Here is a 20,892-nt window from a genome sequence, read left to right as displayed (position 1 = left end):
TTAAATGTGTTAGAATAATTATATCAGAAATTTTATAAAACTGAAATTTATATATTCAGGAGGTTATTATGGAAATTAAAGCAGAATTCCATTGTCATTCAACTGCTTCTGATGGTCTTATGTCACCAACTAAAGTAATTCAAGAAGCTTCAAGATTAAATTTAAAGTCTATTGCACTAACTGACCATGATACTACAAAAGGGTTAGATGAAGCACAAAAAGAAGCTAAGGCTCTTAACGTAAAATTTATCCCTGGTATTGAACTTAGTTGTGAATATAAAGGTGCAACTATCCATCTATTGGGTTATTTTAAAGATTCTTCATATAAGAATGAAGAATTCCAAGTATTTTTAGATAACTTGCATGAAAAAAGAATAGTTAGAGCTAAAAAAATAGTAGAAAATTTAAAAACTTGTTTTAATATAAACATTGATTATAAAAAAGTTTTAGAAAAAGGAAAAGGGGTTATTGCAAGGCCTCATATAGCTCAAGTTATAATTGATGCTGGTTATGACTATGAGTGGGACTATATTTTTGAAAACTTTATCGGAGATTCCTCTCCTGCATATGTTCCTAATGAAAAATTAGATGTCCGCGATGGAATTAAACTTTTAAAGAAATTTAATGCTTTAGTTGTATTAGCACACCCAAAACTTATAAAAAAAGCCCCTGTATCAGAGGTTCTAAGTTTTGATTTAGATGGTGTTGAAGCTATTTATTTCCAAAATACTAAAGAAGAGAATAATAATTACACTTCTTATGCAATGTTACATAACATGATTATTACTTGTGGCTCTGATTGTCATGGTAGTTTTAAGAATGATACAAAACATGGATATATCGGTGATATGAGCATTAAAGAATATTACTACAATAAATTTATGAGTCTTTACGAAAAATAATAGGAAGCCAAAAGGCTTCCTATTATTTTATATGTTATTTTTATATTCTTTTAATGCTTTTGATAACTGATCAGGACAAGATGTACCTTTTCCTCTACAATCAATACCCTCTAGTTTTTCAATTGCTTCATCAATTTTCATACCCTCAACTAACTTAGCTATTCCAAATAAATTCCCTGGACATCCATTTATAAAAACAACATTTCTAACTTCTTCATCAATAATATCGAAATGTATTTCCCTTGAACAAACTCCACTCGTCTTGTAATTCATTTCATACCCCCTAGTATTACATAGTTGCTATAGCTTCTATCTCTATTTTTGCACCTTTTGGAAGCTTAGATATTTCTATCGCACTTCTAGCTGGTTTATCACCTTTAAAATAAGTTGCATATACTTCATTCATATTCACAAAATCATTTAAATCTGTTAAGAACACTGTAGTTTTAATAACATTATTCATGTTAGTACCACTTGCTTCTAATATAGCTTTTACATTCTCTAAAGATTGTTTTGTCTGTTCCTCTATTGTTTCAGGCATTTCTCCTGTAGCTGGATTTAATGGAATTTGTCCTGAAGTGAAAACAAGTTCACCAACTTTTACCCCTTGTGAGTATGGTCCTATTGCACCTGGTGCATTATTAGTATTTATTATTTCTTTCATTTTGTCCTCTCCTTTAGCTTTGTTTCTAAATTTTGTATATACTAAGATAGTAATATATATCTTCTATTATTTCAATGATTTTACTAAAGAAGAGAACCTTTTACATTTTAAATTTTAGTGAACTTTATTTTTTTCCATCATCTAAAAAACCTTTATTTGATGTTGTAGGATTATTTAATATTCCAGCTGTTACTAAAATACCAAGAACTGCCGTTGTTATTATTTCATAATTAGCTGGAAGTATATCAACTCCAAATCCATCTAAAAGCATTGGTGCTAATGCTAACACTGAAACCCATAATCCATAATTTTTTAATCTTTTCCAATTAAATTTATTTTCATTCATAAAAAAGACCTCCCTTGAATATACTTATAATTTAATATATTCAAAGAAGGTCTATTTAGTGAGTTATTAAGCTTTTTCAAAAAATACTTTATAACATTTTTTTGCTTCATATATATCTGCTTTAGATGCAACTTCCCATGGAGCATGCATATTATGAAGTGCAACTCCACAATCAATAACTTCCATATTATACTGTGCTAAAATATATGCTATTGTACCACCGCCGCCTTGGTCTACTTTTCCAAGTTCAGAAGTTTGCCAAGTAACATTGTTTTCATCCATCATATTTCTTAGGTATGCAACATACTCTGCATTAGCATCATTACAACCAGACTTACCTCTTGCACCTGTATACTTACTAAATACAATACCTTTTCCAAAATATGCAATATTGTTTTTTTCAACTACGCTCGCAAAATTAGGATCATATGCAACTGTAACATCTGCTGAGAGCATTTTTGAATTTTGTAATGCTCTTCTAACTTTTAAATCTGAATAGTTCCCCATTGAATCTATTATATCTGCTAATGCATTTTCAAAAAACTTAGAATGCATTCCAGTAGCTCCAACGCTTCCTATTTCCTCTTTATCAACAAATAGACCAACTATAGTCTTATCTGGATTCTCCACCTCTAAAATAGCTTCAAATGATGTATAGGCACATATTCTATCATCATGACCATAAGCCATAACCATACTTCTGTCTAAACCATAATCTCTTGCTTTTCCAGCAGGGACTACTTCAAGTTCTGCTGATATAAAATCAGTTTCATCTATATCATATTTTTCATTAAGTATATTTAATATATTATGCTTAACTTTTTCTTTCTCATCACTCCCAGCAAGTGGCATACTACCAACAAGTAGATTAAGCCCTTCACCTTCTATAACATTTCTAGCCTTTTTATCAAGTTGATCTGCTGATAAGTGAATTAATAAATCTGATATTCCTATAACAGGATCAGTTTCATCCTCTCCTATAACAACATTAACCTTACTTCCATCTTTTTTAATAAATACACCATGAAGTGCTAATGGTAATGTAACCCATTGATATTTCTTAATTCCACCATAATAATGAGTGTCTAAAAGTGCAAGTCCATTATCTTCATATAAAGGATTTTGTTTTAAATCAATTCTAGGTGCATCAACATGTGAACCAATTATTCTTAGTCCATTCTCTATATCATCACTACCTAAAACAAACATTGCTAAACTTTTCCCCATATTATTGAAGTAAACTTTATCGCCAGCCTTTAATATCTCTTTATTAGCTAAAACTGATTTTAAATCTTTAAACCCTTGCACTTTAGCCTCTTTAACCATAACATCAACACATTCTCTTTCTGTTTTAGCCTCAGACATGAACACTTTGTATCTATCTGATAATGCAAAAACTTCTGCTAAATCAGCTTTCTCATAAGCATCCCATGCAAGTTTATTCTCTCTCATTAAACTTTTACTCATAAATAATTCTCCTCTTTTTTTATTATTCTCTTGATTCAACCATTCTTTGTTCTATAATATCTACAGGATTTGTATTAGACATTAAATTATATCTGTAATTTGCAGCAGCAGCCTCTATAATTACAGCTATGTTTCTACCTGGTCTGATAGGTACTCTGATTTTTTTAAGTTTAACACCTAAAATATCTTCATAGACATTATCAATTCCAAGTCTGTCATAATCTCCATCATCTTTCCAATGTTCAAAATGAATCATTATTTTTATCTCTTTTGATGGTAGTATTGAACTTAATCCATATAATGCAGATACATCAATAATCCCCATACCTCTAACTTCTAACATCCCAAAAGTTATATAAGGAGATGTTCCTATAAGTTCTCCATCAATCTCTTTTATATCAACGGCATCATCAGTTACAAGTCTATGACCTCTTTTAATAAGTTCTAGCGCTGTTTCACTTTTTCCGATACCACTTTCTCCTGTTATTAACATCCCTATCCCATATACATCAACTAAAACTCCATGTAATCTTGTTTCAGGAGCCATCATATCTGATAAGTATAAAGTAAGTTTACTTATAAATTTAGTAGTTATCATATCAGTTCTAACAAGCCAAGTCTTATTTTTAACTGCAGATGCTAATATATCTTCTGGCACATCTAAATCTCTAGTAATCACTAAACATGAAATATCAAAAGAGAAAAATTTATTTATTCTTTTTCTTCTTAAATCAGGAGCCATATCACTTATAAAACTCCACTCTGCCTTACCAATAACTTGTATTCTCTCTGGTGCAAAATAATTATAAAACCCTGCTAGTTGTAAGCCTGGTCTATTGATATCTTGAACATCAATCGGAATATTAGCCTCTCCTTTTTGTATAATCTCTAGTTCAAAATCTTTAATTAATTTTTCTACAGTAACTCCCACTATATACCACCCTTTAACATTTTATTTTTTTTATCAGCCTCACCTGGTCTCATCTCTTCTAATTGAGCTCTTAAATTATTTTTATATCTATCTATATAATCTCTTCTTAGTTCTTCTTGTTCTTTCTTTTCTTCAGGAGTTAAATCCTCCACTTTACTTTTTCTTGATAGTTCGCTTATTCTTTCTGTAAGTTTCTTTAGTTCCATTTTTAAAATCTCCTTTTGTATACATATTATCTATATTCTTATTTTACCTTATTTTATTGTTTTTTATCAATATCTAAATACCAATTAATCACATCATTCCTCCCTAACTTATACATCCTTCGCTAGTTTTCCTCATCAATCTAATCTAATGCTGTATTTAATTGTCAATTACTAGCAAAAATTGAAGTAAATAAGTATTTTACAAATTTTTATAAGCGATATATAATATTTTTAGAAAGATTAGTTGAGTTTTAAGAATATTTGTCTAATGTTAGTTTAAAAGGGGGACTTAAATTGAAAAAAAAGACTTTATATAGAAAAATTACTAGAAGAAAGTATCTTCTGAATTTCCTTTTATTATTTATGAGAAGAAATAATCCTTTAATAATAAACCTAAGCCAAAACTTAGATTACTTTATCCAAAAAGAACAAGGACTAAGATACAAAAAACATGTAAGGCAATCTAGCAAAGCAAAGAATGAAAAAATTGCCTAGCTATTTAATTTATTTCAAATACAAAAAATATCCCTAGCAAACTTTATGCTAGGGATATTTTTTATATTCTTTTACTTAATTCATTTTTTATTGCTATAATAAAGTCTTTATAATTCACAGTAGCCTTAACCTGCCCTTCTGCAATTACAGATAAATCTTTAGTCATTATACCACTTTCAATTGTTTTAATTGTAGCTTCTTCTAATGCATTTGAGAATCTTACTAATTCTTCAATTTTATCTAACTCTCCTCTTTTTCTTAATGCACCTGTCCATGCAAAGATAGTTGCAACTGAATTAGTAGAAGTTTCTTCACCTTCTAAATATTTATAATAATGTCTTTGAACTGTTCCATGTGCTGCTTCATATTCATAGTAACCCTTTGGAGAAACCAATACAGATTTCATCATTGCAAGTGATCCAAATGCTGTAGCAACCAAATCTGACATAACATCACCATCATAATTTTTACACGCCCATATAAATCCACCTTCTGACCTTGCAACTCTTGCAACTGCATCATCTATTAAAGTATAGAAATATTCTATTTTTGCCTCATTAAATTTTTCTTTATATTTTTCTTCAAAAATTTCTTCAAAGATATCTTTAAATGTATGATCATATGTTTTAGAAATAGTATCTTTTGTTGAGAACCATAAATCTAACTTACTATCTAATGCATATTCAAAACATGATTTTGCAAAACTTTCAATTGATGCTTTAGTATTATACATTCCCATAATAATTCCATCAGTATTCTCAAATTTAAATATTTCTGATTTTTGCACACCATTTTTCCCCTCAACAGTTAAATATACTGTATCACCTTTTTGAGCTATTAATTCAGTTCCTTTATATATATCCCCATAAGCATGTCTTGCTATTATTATAGGCTTTTTCCATCCTTTAACAAGCGGCTTTATATTTTCTACTATTATAGGCTCTCTAAATACAGTTCCATCTAAAATTGCTCTTATAGTCCCATTTGGACTTTTCCACATCTCTGATAGATTATATTCTTTTACTCTATCTTTATTTGGTGTTATTGTAGCACACTTAACCGCAACCCCATATTTTTTTGTAGCCTCTGCTGACTCTATTGTTACAGCATCTTTTGTCTTTTCTCTATTCTCTAACCCCAAATCATAATACTCTGCCTTATAATCTATAAAAGGTACTATAAGCTCCTCTTTTATACACTGCCAAAGCACTTTAGTCATTTCATCCCCATCCATTTCAACTAAAGGTACTTTCATACTAATTTTAACCATTTAAATAACCCCCCTAAAACCTTTTGTTAAAATTATACCTTATTTTGCCAAAAATGGGAATAATTATATTTATATATAACAAAAAGCCTCTGTATTGCTACAGAGGCTTAAATTTCAATTAACTCCCGAAATGCCGTCACACTTATTTATTCATACCTGCGTCTCGCAGGTGGGCTATGTGCAACCTAATTCTGTTATCTTCAGTATAGGATTTCTCCATCGAAGCGCGACATTGTTAAGCATTTTACAAATCCCGTAGTTATCATGTAGGCTGAATTTATAAGCTTCGCGAACACCTTAGGATGTCTTTATGTTTTAATTATATCAAACTTAAATTATAAGTCAAGGAAAACATTTACACATATTTATTTTTATTATTTTTTTAAAATAAGCATCTGTTTATTTTCACTAAGTTCAGTAATTTCATAGCTTAATTCTATATCAAATTCATCTAAAATTTCTTCTAGAACATCTTCTAAATTATCTGATGCAATATCAGCTAAATACGCTTTATACTCATCATCTTTTTCTGAATCTGACGAATCTTCTAACTCATCAACAAACGTTCTAGCTGCATTAAGTTCAACTAAATCAAACTTGTAAGCTATCACTATTTGATTACCACTATTTGATATAACCTCAAAATTATTTTCTTCTAAGTAAGTTTTTATATTTTCCATATTTAAATCACTTGCTCCTAATATAAAAGATCTTTGTATACTTTTTTAACTTCATTAAATTCAGCATCATCTTCTACCATATTAAATTCTTCACCATTTTCAGTTATATCTACTCTAAACGCAAACATATCCTCTTCTTTTCCATCTTCTACTGGTGAAAGTAATAAATATTTTTTCTCATTTTCTGTTTCTTCATCAAGGTATATTTCTGCAACAACCTCAAACTCAATTTTATTTCCATCAATATCTTTAAATGCCATTATTTTCTTTTCTTCCATTATATAATCTCCTCTTTGCTTATTAAACTAGATATAGCTCCTTTATAAAATACATATTCATAATGTAGTGCTCTTGTTAGAACAACATAAAGTAATTTCTTATCTAATTCATTATTTGAATAATTCTCTTCACTAAGATTATAAACTATCGTACAATCAAATTCCAATCCTTTTGTAAGGTATGATGGTATTATTATTAAATCTAAATCTATTTTTTTATCATCATTCTTAACCATTACAAAATTATTATCAGAATACTTTTTCATATTCTCTCTAACTCTTTTACACTCTTTTAAGCTCTTACAAACTATAGCAACAGATTTTTTGCCCTCATCTCTTACCTTTTTAACTATAACATCAACATCACTTGCAAAATCTTTTACAAGTTTAAACTCTTTTATCTCTGGGTCCATTCCATGCCTTAAAACTGGCATAGCTGGTTTTGGGAAATTCTCTTGCTGCTTTAATATAACATTAGCAAACTTTATTATCTCAACTGTACTTCTATAACTTTGTGTTAAAGTTTTATAAATACCTTTTTCTTTGTAAAGATTTTCGACAATATTATCCCATGAATTTATTCCTTTATATGAATATATTCCTTGTCCTATATCCCCAACTATTGTAAGACTTCTACCTCTACTCATCATTGAAATAACTTCAAGCTGTAATGGTGCATAATCCTGTGCTTCATCTATAACTATATGCTTAAACATATCTTCCTCTGCAAGTCCTGCTATTTTAAATTCTAAATATAACATCCCCGCTAAATCATCTGCATCAATTAAATTGCTTTCTAAATTACTTTTAAGAGTCTCAGATATATATGAAATAAGTTTAGGTGGTATTTTACCTGAAGTAACTTCTTGTAAAATCTCATCATTTGTAAATAACTCATAATAAATATTTTTTGTACTAATACCTTTCCAGTCTTCAAAATACTTATTAAATGCTATTTTTGATGCTTTTTTTATCTCAACTTTTTTATTATCTCTTTCATCATAAAGCTTTATAACTTCTCGTCTTCTCTCAACTTCATCTTCAATTGTTTTTTTACTTCTTGAAATTGTATAATCATATTGGAAATCAATTTTATTTAAAACATCCAATACTTTTTGTCCTAATTTTTTTTCAAAATATCTTTTTATCTCATCTTTTCTTTTATTAATAGGATAATTTATTAAATCCTTTAAGAAAAGTCTTTTTATCTCTTTAGTATCAAATAGTGAATATCTATCAACTTTTATATCCTCTACTTGGCTATCATTTCTTTCTAAGACTCTTATGTATCTATCTAAAATACTTTTAAATCCTAATGTTCCTTTTAACTTGCTTTCATTTTTAAGGTACTTAATTTCATTATCTTCTGAGTTTTCTATTATTTTAACAAGTTTTTTATCTTTACTTATTAAACTACCTTTTAATGCTAATCTTTTTACTGCTAATTCTTCAAAAGTCATTTGTGGAACTTTATCAACACCAAGGTTTGGTAAAACTTCTGATATATAATCTAAGAAAATTTTATTTGGTGCTACAACAAGTATATCACTTCCACTTAAAGTCTCTTTATGTCTATACATAAGATACGCAAGTCTATGAAGTGCAACTGTTGTCTTACCAGAACCTGCTGAACCTTGTATTATCATAGGAAAACTTTTATCAGCTCTAATAATATCATTTTGTTCTTTTTGAATTGTAGCAACAACTTCTTTAAGTTTATCACCTGTACTTTCTTCTAAATTCACCTTTAAGAACTCATCTATTAAAACATTCTCCTCGTCATCTTGAGCTTTAAGAATTATTTCATTAATCCCCTCATCAAAACACTTCTCTATATCATTATTTTTATTAAATAAAAACTTTCTTTTTGTCTTAAGTTCACCTTCTACAACACCAACTGGAGCAACATAATAAGCCTCTCCCTGAGTACCACTATAATATAAATCTGCTATCGGAGCTCTCCAGTCAATTACTTTTTCTTCTCCATTTTCCATATCTCCAAGACCTGTTTTTCCAATATAAAAAGTTTCAGGTTCTCTTCTATATTCTCTAAAATCAATTCTAGCAAAATAAGGTTTTTCTTTAGCTTCTTCATATGAAACCATATTTTTCTTTAATATATTATAGAGCTTTTTATTTATATCTAATTCTTGATTATAAGCACCCTTACTATTTTTTTCTAGGGCACTTACTCTCCCTTTCAACTCATTTTCTTCGTTTTTAATTCTCTCTATTTCTAAATCTAACCATAATTTAGTATCCTTTAGAATCTGTCTTTCTTTGTCTAAAACATTAATATCCATAAATACCTCCTACAATCATTAACTATTTATTATAATAATATTTATATTTTTTTGTCAACATAATGTGTTACTTTGCATATACATTAAATAAACCTAAATTTAATTTTAAAGGAGTGTTTCTAAATTTGAATTTCTTAATTACAAATTATAATAATCCCTTACTTAAAAATATACATGATACTTTAAAATCTAATAATGAGTCAATAAAATTTATCAGTGAACATATATCACATAAATCTTTAAAGGATTTTATTCTCAAAAATGAAATTAACATAATACTTCATACTGATATTATATATGATATTGATGAATGTCAAAAGCTTGGTAGTCAAGCTATAAAGCAAAACACTAATACAATAAATATTATTTCTAAAATATGCAATGAACTAAATATAAAACTAATTTATCTTTCTTCACATGAAGTATACGGTGATTACCCTATACTTCCACTTGTAGAGAATATAATATCTAATCCAATAAATACTCTTGGTGAATCCCAAAAAGGCTCTGAAGCTATCCTAACAAATAATACTAAAAATTATTTTATTCTTCGATTATCTTGGGTATTTGGACTAGAAAATTGTTATATTAAGCAGATAATCAGCAATGCTAAAACTCCACTTATATTTTGTAGCGAAAAAATAGTTAATCCAACACCTATAAATCTCATTATAACTATAATATTAACTATATCAAAAACTACTAAATTTGGAACTTATAACTGCGCTACTAAAAATTCTTGCTCTAAATTAGATTTAACTAAATTTATTTTTAATTTTATTGATTTCCCAAAAGAAGTTTCTCCATTCCCTGATTCAATTCTCTCTAAATTTACAAAAACAGCTTATAATTCTAGCTTAGATTGTTCCTTATTAGAAAAAACTTTTGATATAACTATTCCTAGTTATAAAACTGAAGTTACTACTTATATAAATTCTAATTTCAAATAAATTATTTTAAAAGGTAAGCGCTACTATTCTTGCCTTTTAGAATAAACTAATTTGCTCATCAGATTTTTCTTCTAAAGTTGATATTGTAAGCCCTATTAATCTTAAAGGTTTATTTATATCTATCTTATCGAACAGTTCTAATGTTTTTTGAAGTATTTCCTGCTTATTTTCTAAGTATTCTAAATAAGTTTTACTTTTTGTATGACTTATAAAATCATTTGTTTTAATTTTAATAGTTAATGTTCTTCCTTTTAAATTATTTCTATTAAGATATGAGTAAATAGCATTAACATATTCCGTTAAGTAATCATTAAATATTTTTTTATCAAAAATATCTTCTCTAAATGTATTTTCTTTCCCATATGATTTCCTACTATAATCACTAATAACCTCTCTATTATCAATTCCTCGTATTCTTAAGTATATTTCTTCACCTAATTTCCCAAAACTACTCACAAAATAACTTTTTGATAAATTAAACATATCAGAAACTTTTAATATCCCCATATTCTGTAACTTTTCCACAGACTTATCTCCAAGCCCATGAATCCGCTCTATTTTTAATCCACCAATTATTTCTTTAAAGTTATTTTTATCAATTTTCATTATTCCATTAGGTTTATTCCAATCTGATGCTATTTTTGCAAAAAATTTATTATATGAAATACCTACTGACATTGTTAATCCAAATCTTTTTTTCACTTCACTTTTTAGCATCATTGAAAATCTGATAGGCTCTACCTTTAAGTCAGTTATATCTAAATAAGCTTCATCTATACTTACCTTTTCAATCTTATCTACAAATTCTGAAAACATATTAAATATTAAACTTGATATTTCTTGATATCTATAATGTCTAACAGGCACAATAATTATATCAGGGCAAAGTGATTGTGCCATATATATAGGCATTGCTGATTTAACACCATACTTTCTTGCCTCATATGAACAAGTAGTAACAACTCCTCTATCTGATATTCCACCAACAACCACCGCTTTTCCTTCTAACTTTTTATTATCTAAAATTTCAACTGATGCAAAAAATGCATCCATGTCTACATGTAATATAACCCTTTCCATTACAACACCATCCTACTATAAAACAAAAAATTAGAGTAAGATAATCTCACTCTAACTTTAATTTATTATTCTTCAACTAATTCATACATTTCAGTTGCTCTATCTGTATACATTATACCTTCTAAATGATCAATCTCATGTAAGAAACATCTAGCTAAAAGTCCATCTACTTTATAGTTCATAAGCTCGCCATGTTCATTTAAAGCTTCTATTTCAACTTTTGTAGGTCTTTCAACTAAACCCTCATGCATTACAAAACTTAAACAACCTTCATAATCAACTGCTGTTTTCTTTGAAGTTTTTATTATTCTAGGGTTTATTAATACATATCTAGTTACATCATCTAAAAAATCTATTAAAGTTACTTTCTTATTCACACCTATCTGTGGTGCAGCAAGGCCAATTCCTTCAACTGTTGCAAGAGTATCTTTTAAATCTTTTAATAATCCTTTTATTTCACTTACGTCTTTTACCTCTTCTGATACTTTACTAAGACGCGCATCGCCTAATTGTATAATTTTTTTTACAGCCATTTAATCTGCTCCTCCTAAACCATTTCATTTATCTCTTATTATATTAAAACATATTTTTATATTTTTTTCATTATATAAATTGTTTTAAAAAAGCAAATTAACTATCTCATACTATAATATATTACCTAATACATCGATACATTTATTTATTTCATCATAAGATATATTTAAAGGTGGTAAAAGCCTTAATGTAGAGCCTCCCGCTGTTAAAATTAACAATTTCTGTTCAATAGCTTTATTAACATATAAACCAATATCTCCTTTAACTTCTATTCCTACCATCAAACCTCTTCCTCTAACTTCTATTATATTATCACTTTTTATATCTTTTAGTTTATTGAAAATATATTTGCTTTTTTTATTTATCTCAGCTAAAAAATCATTTTCTATAAATTCATCAATAATAACATTAGAAACAGCCGTAACTAAAGGATTTCCACCAAAAGTAGATCCATGGTCACCATATTTTATGGTATTTTCTGTTTTTTCACCACACAATATGGCTCCAATAGGTACTCCACCACCTAGCCCTTTTGCTAGTGTAACTATATCAGCTTTAACATCAAAGTACTCATGAGCTAAAAACTTTCCTGTTCTACCTATCCCTGTTTGAACTTCATCAAAAATCAGTAAAATATCTTTTTCTTCACATATAGCAGTAATTTCTTTCACAAAATTGCTATCTAATTGATTAACACCACCTTCACCTTGAATCGCTTCTAACATAATAGCACAAACAGTATCATCTAATGTACTTTTAAAAGCTTCTATATCATTTGCAGCAAAGTATTTAAATCCAGTTGGAAATGGATGAAAATATTTATGGAATTTTTCTTGTCCTGTTGCCATTAATGTACTCATTGTTCTGCCGTGAAATGATTTATTCAGAGTTAAAATAGTTCCTCTTTCTTTACCATACTTATCATAACTATACTTTCTTGCTATTTTTATAGCACCTTCATTGCTTTCTGCACCTGAATTTGAAAAAAACACTTTTTTCATTCCTGATATCTTTACTAACTTTTCTGCTAAATCAATAGAGTTTTTATTTAAATATATATTTGAAATATGAAGTAACTTTTCTGCCTGTTCTTTTATTGCTTTTACTATTTTTTCATTACAATGCCCAAGGCAATTAACTCCAATCCCAGAGGTGAAATCTAAATATTCATTTCCTCTATCATCATACAAATAACTCCCATTACCGTATTCAAATGTAATTTCATTAAAAGCATATGAGTTTACTAAATACTCTCTATGTCTTTTTGCATTATAATCACTCATTATCATTTCCCTCCCCAATTTCTATCATAGTTCCTATCCCAGTTTCCGAAAAAAGTTCTAAAAGTATCGTATGTGGTATTCTTCCATCTATTATGTGTGCTTTTCCCACCCCATGTTCAAGTGCATCCATACAACATTCTATCTTTGGAATCATTCCACCTTTTATAATATTATCATCTATTAGTTTATATAAGTTTTTCTTATCTATATTAGAAATCAAAGTATCATTATCCTCAATATCTAACATTAGCCCTGGTACATCTGTAAGTAATATTATCTTTTCTGCATTTATTGCTGCTGCTATTTTTGATGCTGCGGTATCAGCATTCACATTGTAAATATTTCCATCGAGTCCCTGTGCAACTGTTGCAACTACGCTAATATAATTATTTTTTAAAGCATCTAAAATTACCTTTGAATTAATCTCAACAATATCACCTACATATCCTAGATCTACTTCTGCTATTTTCTTTTCACTTTTCATCATATTTCCATCTATTCCACATAAGCCTATTGCATTTCCACCATTTTTATTTATAAGTGCAACTAACTCTTTATTCACTTTCCCTGCTAAAACCATCTGTACAACTTCCATTGTTTCCTTATCTGTATATCTTAGCCCATTTATAAATTCTGATTCCTTACCGACTTTTTTCAAAACTTTATTAATATCAGGTCCACCTCCATGAACCAAGATAACTTTTATTCCAACACAACTCATAAGTATTATATCTTTTATAACAGCTTCCTTTAAAGTTTCATTTTTCATAGCATTTCCACCATATTTTACAACCATAACTTTATCATTATATTGTTGAATATAAGGTAGTGCCTGTATTAAAGTATTAGCTTTATCTAAATTACTGATTTTCATAGTTTATAAGCCCCCTTTATTTTATCTATAAAAAACAATAATTTTTAAGTTCTATAATCTCCATTAATTCGTACATATTCATAGCTTAAATCACATCCAAATGCATATCCACTATAATTTCCAGAATTAATATTCACTAAAATATTAATCTCTGATTCTTCTAATATCTCTTTTGCCTTTTCTTCACTAAACCCAATCGGATTTCCATTCTTAAATAATTCAAGATAGCCTTTTGAACTTTCAAAAGCTATTTCAATCTTATTTAGATCAAATATAACACCACTATAACCTAACGCACATAATATTCTACCCCAGTTAGCATCATTTCCAAAAATAGCTGTTTTAACTAAATCTGATTGTATAACACTCTTTGCAAGAATAACTGCCTCATCTTCAGTTCTAGTATTATTAACCCTGCATTCAATAAGTTTAGTTGCACCTTCCCCATCTTTTGCAACAAGCTTTGCAAGTTCCATCAATACAAATGTAAGTGCTTCTAAAAATTCATTGTAAATTTCACCTTCAATACTTATTAACTCATTTTCTGCTTTTCCATTAGCAAGTATTAATATACTATCGTTTGTGCTCTGGTCTCCATCTACACTAACTCTATTAAAACTTTTTTCTGTTGCAATTTTAAGAGCTTTCTCTAAACATACTTTATTTATATTTATATCAGTTGTAACAAAAGCAAGTGTCGTGGCCATATTAGGATTTATCATCCCAGATCCCTTTGCTATACCACCTATAGTAACAACTTCATCACCTATATTAAAGGAAACTGCAACCTCTTTTTTTATAAGGTCAGTTGTCATAATAGCCTCTCTAGCATATATATTACCTTTTTTATTTAAGCAGCTAACTAATTTAGCTACATTATCTTCAATTGCTTGTATATTTAAAGGAACTCCTATAACTCCTGTTGAAGCAACTAAAACATCTTCCATACCAATTTTACACTCTTCGGCTATTAATGATGCCATTTTATAAGCTTTTTCTAATCCATCAATACCAGAACATGTATTAGCATTACCACTATTAATAATAACTGCTTGTGCAATACCATTTTCAAGATGCTTTTTACAAACTTCTATAGGATTTCCTTTAACTATATTTTGAGTATAAACCCCAGCCGCAACTGCTGGAATTTCTGAATATATCAATGCTAAATCTAATTTTTCTTTTCTTTTTTTTATCCCACAATGTATTCCTGAAGCTAGAAACCCCTTTGCCTCAGTAATACCTCCTCTTAAAACTTTCATTTTATATAGCCCCCTTTATCTAAAAGATTTTTGGAATCATATCAATTCCCATATCTTCATCAAATCCAAATCTTAAATTCATATTTTGTATAGCCTGTCCTGCTGCACCTTTAACCATATTATCTATAGTAGAAACTATAATACATCTATTACATCTCTCATCTTTATGAATAGATATATAACAATAATTAGAATTTCTAGCAAGCTTTATATTAGCAACATCTCCAACTGGTAAAATAACAATAAATTTTTCATTCTTATAATACTCGCAATACTTTTTATAAATAGCTTCAACACTAATATTTATTTTTAAATTAAAATATATTGTTGATAGTATCCCTCTATTTACTGGTATTAAATGTGGTGTAAAAGTAATCTGATATTTCCTATCAGATAAACTACTTAAAACCTCTTCTATCTCTGGGGTATGTCTATGTGTTCCTCCTAATGCATATGGCTTTAAATTCTCATTACAATCAACATAATGAGTATTATCATTTGCAACCTTTCCAGCACCTGTAACACCTGATTTAGCATCAATTATAATACTATTTTCTACAATTATATCATTTGTAATAGCAGGTCCTAAACCAAGTGATATACTTGTAGGATAACACCCTGGATTTGCTATAATCATTTGCTTATTAACTTTTTCTCGATGCAATTCAGGTATACAGTAAATAGCCTTTTTATGAAGCTCTTTATCAGAATATTTTTTATTATAATATTTTATATAATCCCCCTCATCGCTTAATCTAAAATCAGCTCCTATATCAATTAAAACCTTTTTAGAATCAATTAATTTACTCGCTATTTTCTCACTTAATCCATGTGGTAATGCTGCAAATATAACTTCTGACTTTTCAATAACAGCATCTTCATCCTCACAAATTAAATCACTTATCTTCAATAAATTTTTATAGATATCAGATATCTTCATATCCTTAAAACTTTTTGAACTTATCCCAACAACCTGAACTTTTTGATGCCTTAATAAATAAGATAAAAGTTCTATTCCAACATAGCCGGTAGCCCCAATTATACCAACCTTAACCATAATTTATACCTCCAAAGCCTCACGACTTTTATTTATATACTCTTTTAATTCTTTAATTCTCTCTTTAGTTTGAACTGAACTTGGCCCCCCTATTGCATTTCTATTTTCAACACAATTAACTAAATCAATAGCTTCAAAAGCTTCATCTGTAAATATGCTAGAGAATTTTTTCATCTCACCTAAACTTAGTTCTTCTAAAGCTTTATTATTCTCTATACAATAAAATACCATCTCTCCAAGAATTCTATGTGCATCTCTAAATGCAATTCCACACTTAACTAAATAATCTGCTAAATCAGTAGCATTTATAAACCCATCTTTACATGATGCCCTCATATTTTCTTCTTTTACCTTCATTGTCTTAATCATATTAGTAAAAATTGAAATACACATTTTAAAAGTATCAACTGAATCAAAGATTAACTCTTTGTCTTCTTGCATATCTTTGTTGTAAGCTAGTGGTAAAGATTTCATAAGACTCAATAACCCCATTAAATCTCCATAGACTCTTCCACACTTACCTCTAACAAGTTCTGCTACATCTGGATTCTTCTTTTGTGGCATGATAGACGAACCTGTTGAATATGCATCATCTAACTCTACAAATGAGAATTCTGAAGAACACCATAAAATAACCTCTTCACTAAATCTTGATAAATGCATCATTGCAATACTAATATCACTTGCAAGTTCAATAGCAAAATCCCTATCTGAAACTCCATCTATACTATTCATACATACTCTCTCAAATCCCAATAAATCTTTAACCATAACTCTATCTATAGGATATGTTGTAGTTGCTAGTGCACCACTACCAAGTGGCAATGAATTCATTCTTTTATAGCAATCATCTAATCTTTCAAAATCTCTTTTAAACATTTCTGAATAAGCTAAAATATGATGTGCAAAAGTTATAGGCTGTGCTCTTTGCAAATGTGTATATCCTGGCATTATTGTTGTTGTATTCTCTTGTGCTTTCTCTACTAATACCTCTTGAAAATCTAATATAAGTTTTTTCATAATATTAATTTCATTTTTAAGATACATTCTAATATCTAAAGCAACTTGATCATTTCTACTTCTAGCAGTATGTAGTTTTTTTCCTACCTCACCTATCTCTTTAATAAGAAGCGTTTCTATATTCATATGAATATCTTCTTGGTCCTTAGATAACTCAACTTCACCACTTTCTATTTTTTGGAGAATTTTATCTAAGCCTTCTTTTATCTTTTCTCCATCTTCTTTTGGAATTATTTCACACTCTGAAAGCATTGTAACATGTGCCTTACTCCCTAAAATATCTTCTTTATACATTCTATAATCTATATGAATAGATGAATTAAAATCATTCAACTCATCACTAACCTCTTTTTGAAATCTTCCTGACCATAATTTCATAACAATCTCTCCTATAATTTAAAATTTAGCTTGCCCTAAATATAAGGCAAGCTTTTAATATTATTTAAAATAATTATTTCTTTTTTTAGCAACAACTTTTGCTGGAAGTCCAAAAAGATTTATAAATCCTTCTGAATCTTTTTGATTATAAACTTCATCCTCATCGAATGTAGCAATTTCTTCATCATATAATGAATACTCTGAATTAATCCCTGCTGTAATTATATTTCCTTTATAAAGTTTTAATCTTACTTCTCCTGTAACAAACTCTTGAGTTTTATCAACAAATGCCATTAATGATTCTCTAAGAGGTGTATACCACTTTCCAAAATACACCATCTCGCCAAGTTTTTGACTAACTGAATCTTTATAATGCATAGTATCTCTATCTATTGTAAGAGTCTCTAACTCTCTGTGAGCATAGTATAAAATACTTCCACCAGGTGTTTCATAAACTCCTCTTGATTTCATACCAACAAGTCTATTCTCAACTAAATCAACAATTCCAACTCCATTAGCACCACCAACTTCATTTAACCTTTGAATTAATTCAACAGCGCCATATTTAATATCATCTATAGTAACTGGAATACCTTGCTCAAATCCTAATTTAATATAAGTAGCTTTATCAGGTGCTTTTTCTGGACTAACACCAAGTTCTAAAATATCATCATAATTAGGCTCATTCATAGGATCTTCTAAATCTAAACCTTCATGACTAAGATGCCATAAATTTTTATCCTTACTATAACTAGTTTCCTTAGTCATAGGTATATCTATATTTCTCGCAATTGCATAATCAATTTCTTCATCTCTTGATTTAATATCCCAAATTCTCCATGGTGCAATTATTTTCATATCAGGTGCAAAAGCTTTTATAGCCATTTCAAATCTTACCTGATCATTTCCTTTTCCAGTACATCCATGTACTATTGCATCAGCACCTTCTTTTTTTGCAATTTCAACAAGTCTTTTTCCTATTAAAGGTCTTGCAAATGCAGTTCCAAGTAAATATTTATTTTCATAAAGAGCATTTGCTTTTAAACAAGGAAAAATAAATTCTTCCACTAACTCTTCCTTTAAATCTTCAATATATAATTTGCTAGCTCCTGTTTTTAAAGCTTTTTCATGTAATGGCTCTAACTCTTTTCCTTGTCCTACATCTCCTGCAACAGCTATAACTTCACAATCATAATTTTCCTTAAGCCATGGAATTATAATTGATGTATCTAATCCCCCTGAATATGCAAGTATCACTTTTTTTATTTTTTCCACTTTAATCACCTTCCATTATTTGTAAACTATAATAGTATTATATATCTTAATTAATAAAAATACAAGTTTTATTTATAAATATTCACAATATTAACTTAATCCCCTAATTAAAGCTATTTAAATATACATAAATAACTATTTTTATACATTATAATGCATAAAAAAAAGAGCTATTCATTCGAATAAACTCTTTTATATTAAACCATTTCTTATTTAGTCTAAATTATTCACCATTTAATTTAAACTACTCGCCCTGGTTTAAACAAACTGAAAATATATGACACTTATTCTTATCTTTACTCTTCTCTGCTAAAGCCTCATATTTTTTAACTAATGTTCTCATCTCTAAGTCAAACTCTTTAAATGATGCTTCATCAATACACATATCTCTAAATATAACAGATATAGCATTATTCTCATTATTATGGTCAACTTTTTTCATAAGGGTCTCTATTGATTTCTCTTTAGATTTATCATAGTACTCATTTACTATGTTAAGTATTTGAGATTTATAAACCTTTTTTGTTTGTTTATTTATCTCTTCTGCCTCTATAACAAAATTTTCTGCTGTTAAATAATAGTATTTAGCTATTATCCCTTTTATTTCTTTTGTTCTTACAAGTTCTAAAATCCCTACACGCTCTAACTTTTTTATGTGATAATGCACTTTAGCTGGAACCTCACCTAAATAATCTGCTATTTCTTTAACCGTTGCTGCATCCTTAGTATTTCTTAAAAAGCTTATTATTCTAAGTCTATACGGATCAGAATAAGCTTTTATTTGTTCAATGCCAACAAGTTTCATAACTTCCTTCATAAACATACCCCCTATATTTAATTAGTACTTGAAAACCTTTCCTAAATTATACCATATTTGTAAGAATAATAACATAATTAATTTTTAAAAAATTTATATTATTAAATTTTTTTTATTCTTTCCTACACTATACGAAAAATAATAAAAGGTGTCCCATTAATTGGGACACCTTTTAAGCTCTCTCTTGAATCATTGATTTAACTTTCATAAGTCTTGTTAATGCAGATCTCTCATTCTCATCAAGCTTCATTCTAATAAATCTAATAGTTTCTTGAAGTTGAGGAATTGTCATATATTCTAAGGCATTAACTCTTCTTCTTGTTTTTTCAATTTCATCACCCATTAACTGGCATGATTTTTCTACTTCTGCAAGCTCTAAAAGCTTTGGTAAAATACTATACAGTTTTCCAATAGCATCATCAAGTTCTGCTGAAGTGTTAGCAAATCCATATGGGTAAATACTTCCTTCATCGCCTTCAAGTTCTCGCTTGAAGTTCATCATTGGAACATTAACACTCATTATATTTTTATTACTAACTTCTACTTTAATATTATCTTTAGGATATGATATTGCTTCTTCTAAGAACTCTGAACTCATTCCTGCTCTAGCCATTACAAAATCCTTTAAAGATCCACCAAGTTCCGCTTCAACTTCTTTTCTTAACTTATTATTAAATTTAACAAGGTCGATGAATTGTCTTACCAATTCATCTTGCTTATCTTTTAATAATTTATGCCCTCTAGTAGCTGTAACAATTCTTTTCTTTAGCTTTGAAAGCTCCATTCTAGTAGGATTGACATTTAATCTTTGTGCCATACT

At 28.7% G+C, this 20,892-nt stretch carries 23 protein-coding genes and 1 other RNA gene; 3 read left to right on the top strand and 21 right to left on the bottom strand.

What is annotated here, in order from left to right:
* Positions 1 to 68: 68 nt before the first annotated feature.
* The gene (locus tag Q0V24_RS08505; RefSeq protein WP_297520421.1) at positions 69 to 902 is read left to right on the top strand and encodes a PHP domain-containing protein; all 834 of its coding nucleotides are present in this window, start codon (positions 69 to 71) and stop codon (positions 900 to 902) included.
* 27 nt (positions 903 to 929) lie between these two features.
* Here Q0V24_RS08505 and Q0V24_RS08500 read toward each other — a convergent pair whose 3' ends face one another.
* The 6 genes from Q0V24_RS08500 to Q0V24_RS08475 all read right to left on the bottom strand — a co-directional run bounded on the left by Q0V24_RS08500 (position 930) and on the right by Q0V24_RS08475 (position 4,516).
* The gene (locus tag Q0V24_RS08500) at positions 930 to 1,175 is read right to left on the bottom strand and encodes a TIGR03905 family TSCPD domain-containing protein (RefSeq protein ID WP_297520419.1); all 246 of its coding nucleotides are present in this window, start codon (positions 1,173 to 1,175) and stop codon (positions 930 to 932) included.
* A gap of 16 nt (positions 1,176 to 1,191) precedes the next feature.
* Positions 1,192 to 1,566, bottom strand: a complete 375-nt coding sequence (locus tag Q0V24_RS08495; RefSeq protein WP_297520417.1) for a RidA family protein — start codon at positions 1,564 to 1,566, stop codon at positions 1,192 to 1,194.
* A gap of 124 nt (positions 1,567 to 1,690) precedes the next feature.
* Complete coding sequence (locus Q0V24_RS08490; RefSeq protein WP_297520415.1) at positions 1,691 to 1,912, bottom strand: holin; 222 nt, start codon at positions 1,910 to 1,912, stop codon at positions 1,691 to 1,693.
* A 66-nt stretch (positions 1,913 to 1,978) separates the two neighbouring features.
* Positions 1,979 to 3,379 carry an aminopeptidase gene (locus Q0V24_RS08485; protein WP_297520413.1) on the bottom strand — a complete coding sequence of 467 codons (1,401 nt, stop codon included), beginning with the start codon at positions 3,377 to 3,379 and terminating at the stop codon, positions 1,979 to 1,981.
* Between the two features lie 22 nt (positions 3,380 to 3,401).
* Positions 3,402 to 4,310: an HPr(Ser) kinase/phosphatase gene (hprK, locus tag Q0V24_RS08480; protein WP_297520411.1), complete on the bottom strand. Its 909-nt coding sequence runs from the start codon at positions 4,308 to 4,310 to the stop codon at positions 3,402 to 3,404.
* Entirely contained in the window at positions 4,310 to 4,516 is a 207-nt protein-coding gene (locus Q0V24_RS08475) for a DUF896 domain-containing protein (protein ID WP_297520409.1), read from the bottom strand. The genes hprK and Q0V24_RS08475 overlap by 1 nt, the downstream gene beginning before the upstream one ends.
* A 294-nt stretch (positions 4,517 to 4,810) precedes the next feature.
* Between Q0V24_RS08475 and Q0V24_RS08470 the strand changes: the two genes are divergently transcribed.
* Positions 4,811 to 5,011 carry a hypothetical protein gene (locus tag Q0V24_RS08470; RefSeq protein ID WP_297520407.1) on the top strand — a complete coding sequence of 67 codons (201 nt, stop codon included), beginning with the start codon at positions 4,811 to 4,813 and terminating at the stop codon, positions 5,009 to 5,011.
* Between the two features lie 61 nt (positions 5,012 to 5,072).
* Here Q0V24_RS08470 and Q0V24_RS08465 read toward each other — a convergent pair whose 3' ends face one another.
* The 5 genes from Q0V24_RS08465 to helD all read right to left on the bottom strand — a co-directional run bounded on the left by Q0V24_RS08465 (position 5,073) and on the right by helD (position 9,542).
* Positions 5,073 to 6,281, bottom strand: coding sequence for an NADP-dependent isocitrate dehydrogenase (locus Q0V24_RS08465; RefSeq protein ID WP_297520405.1), 1,209 nt, complete (start codon positions 6,279 to 6,281; stop codon positions 5,073 to 5,075).
* A gap of 118 nt (positions 6,282 to 6,399) precedes the next feature.
* Positions 6,400 to 6,588: non-coding RNA, 6S RNA (ssrS, locus tag Q0V24_RS08460), on the bottom strand.
* A 67-nt stretch (positions 6,589 to 6,655) separates the two neighbouring features.
* On the bottom strand, positions 6,656 to 6,961 hold the full coding sequence (locus Q0V24_RS08455; RefSeq protein WP_297520403.1) for a hypothetical protein: 306 nt from the start codon (positions 6,959 to 6,961) through the stop codon (positions 6,656 to 6,658).
* A 17-nt stretch (positions 6,962 to 6,978) separates the two neighbouring features.
* Entirely contained in the window at positions 6,979 to 7,239 is a 261-nt protein-coding gene (locus tag Q0V24_RS08450; RefSeq protein WP_297520401.1) for a DUF1292 domain-containing protein, read from the bottom strand.
* A complete protein-coding gene (gene helD / locus Q0V24_RS08445; protein ID WP_297520399.1) occupies positions 7,239 to 9,542 on the bottom strand; it encodes an RNA polymerase recycling motor HelD in 2,304 nt (767 codons plus the stop codon). Before helD ends, Q0V24_RS08450 begins: the two co-directional genes overlap by 1 nt.
* Before the next feature lie 125 nt (positions 9,543 to 9,667).
* Here helD and Q0V24_RS08440 point away from each other — a divergent pair, with 125 nt between their 5' ends.
* The gene (locus Q0V24_RS08440) at positions 9,668 to 10,492 is read left to right on the top strand and encodes a sugar nucleotide-binding protein (RefSeq protein ID WP_297520397.1); all 825 of its coding nucleotides are present in this window, start codon (positions 9,668 to 9,670) and stop codon (positions 10,490 to 10,492) included.
* A 36-nt stretch (positions 10,493 to 10,528) separates the two neighbouring features.
* On the opposite strand, the gene Q0V24_RS08435 is transcribed toward Q0V24_RS08440, so the two are convergent.
* From Q0V24_RS08435 to Q0V24_RS08390, 10 genes are all read right to left on the bottom strand, one after another.
* Positions 10,529 to 11,572 carry a DNA polymerase IV gene (locus tag Q0V24_RS08435; protein WP_297520395.1) on the bottom strand — a complete coding sequence of 348 codons (1,044 nt, stop codon included), beginning with the start codon at positions 11,570 to 11,572 and terminating at the stop codon, positions 10,529 to 10,531.
* A 65-nt stretch (positions 11,573 to 11,637) separates the two neighbouring features.
* Positions 11,638 to 12,105 carry a peptide deformylase gene (gene def, locus Q0V24_RS08430; protein ID WP_297520393.1) on the bottom strand — a complete coding sequence of 156 codons (468 nt, stop codon included), beginning with the start codon at positions 12,103 to 12,105 and terminating at the stop codon, positions 11,638 to 11,640.
* Positions 12,106 to 12,216: 111 nt separating this feature from the next.
* Positions 12,217 to 13,389 carry an aspartate aminotransferase family protein gene (locus tag Q0V24_RS08425; protein ID WP_297520391.1) on the bottom strand — a complete coding sequence of 391 codons (1,173 nt, stop codon included), beginning with the start codon at positions 13,387 to 13,389 and terminating at the stop codon, positions 12,217 to 12,219.
* Positions 13,382 to 14,263 (bottom strand): acetylglutamate kinase, encoded by an 882-nt coding sequence (argB, locus tag Q0V24_RS08420; RefSeq protein WP_297520389.1) that lies wholly within the window; start codon positions 14,261 to 14,263, stop codon positions 13,382 to 13,384. Before argB ends, Q0V24_RS08425 begins: the two co-directional genes overlap by 8 nt.
* A gap of 44 nt (positions 14,264 to 14,307) precedes the next feature.
* A complete protein-coding gene (argJ, locus tag Q0V24_RS08415) occupies positions 14,308 to 15,525 on the bottom strand; it encodes a bifunctional ornithine acetyltransferase/N-acetylglutamate synthase (RefSeq protein WP_297520387.1) in 1,218 nt (405 codons plus the stop codon).
* Between the two features lie 19 nt (positions 15,526 to 15,544).
* Entirely contained in the window at positions 15,545 to 16,582 is a 1,038-nt protein-coding gene (gene argC, locus Q0V24_RS08410; protein ID WP_297520385.1) for an N-acetyl-gamma-glutamyl-phosphate reductase, read from the bottom strand.
* Between the two features lie 3 nt (positions 16,583 to 16,585).
* A complete protein-coding gene (gene argH / locus Q0V24_RS08405; protein ID WP_297520383.1) occupies positions 16,586 to 17,980 on the bottom strand; it encodes an argininosuccinate lyase in 1,395 nt (464 codons plus the stop codon).
* A gap of 60 nt (positions 17,981 to 18,040) precedes the next feature.
* Positions 18,041 to 19,255, bottom strand: a complete 1,215-nt coding sequence (locus Q0V24_RS08400; RefSeq protein WP_297520381.1) for an argininosuccinate synthase — start codon at positions 19,253 to 19,255, stop codon at positions 18,041 to 18,043.
* 244 nt (positions 19,256 to 19,499) lie between these two features.
* Positions 19,500 to 20,072 (bottom strand): helix-turn-helix domain-containing protein, encoded by a 573-nt coding sequence (locus tag Q0V24_RS08395; protein ID WP_297520379.1) that lies wholly within the window; start codon positions 20,070 to 20,072, stop codon positions 19,500 to 19,502.
* A gap of 172 nt (positions 20,073 to 20,244) precedes the next feature.
* The gene (locus Q0V24_RS08390) at positions 20,245 to 20,889 is read right to left on the bottom strand and encodes a V-type ATP synthase subunit D (RefSeq protein WP_297520377.1); all 645 of its coding nucleotides are present in this window, start codon (positions 20,887 to 20,889) and stop codon (positions 20,245 to 20,247) included.
* Positions 20,890 to 20,892: the final 3 nt, after the last annotated feature.

The sequence above is a fragment of the uncultured Clostridium sp. genome, assembly GCF_947039605.1.
Taxonomy (GTDB): Bacteria; Bacillota; Clostridia; order Clostridiales; family Clostridiaceae; genus Sarcina.
The sequence above is the reverse complement of the archived record's forward strand: the minus strand, read 5'-3'. Positions and strand labels throughout refer to the sequence as shown.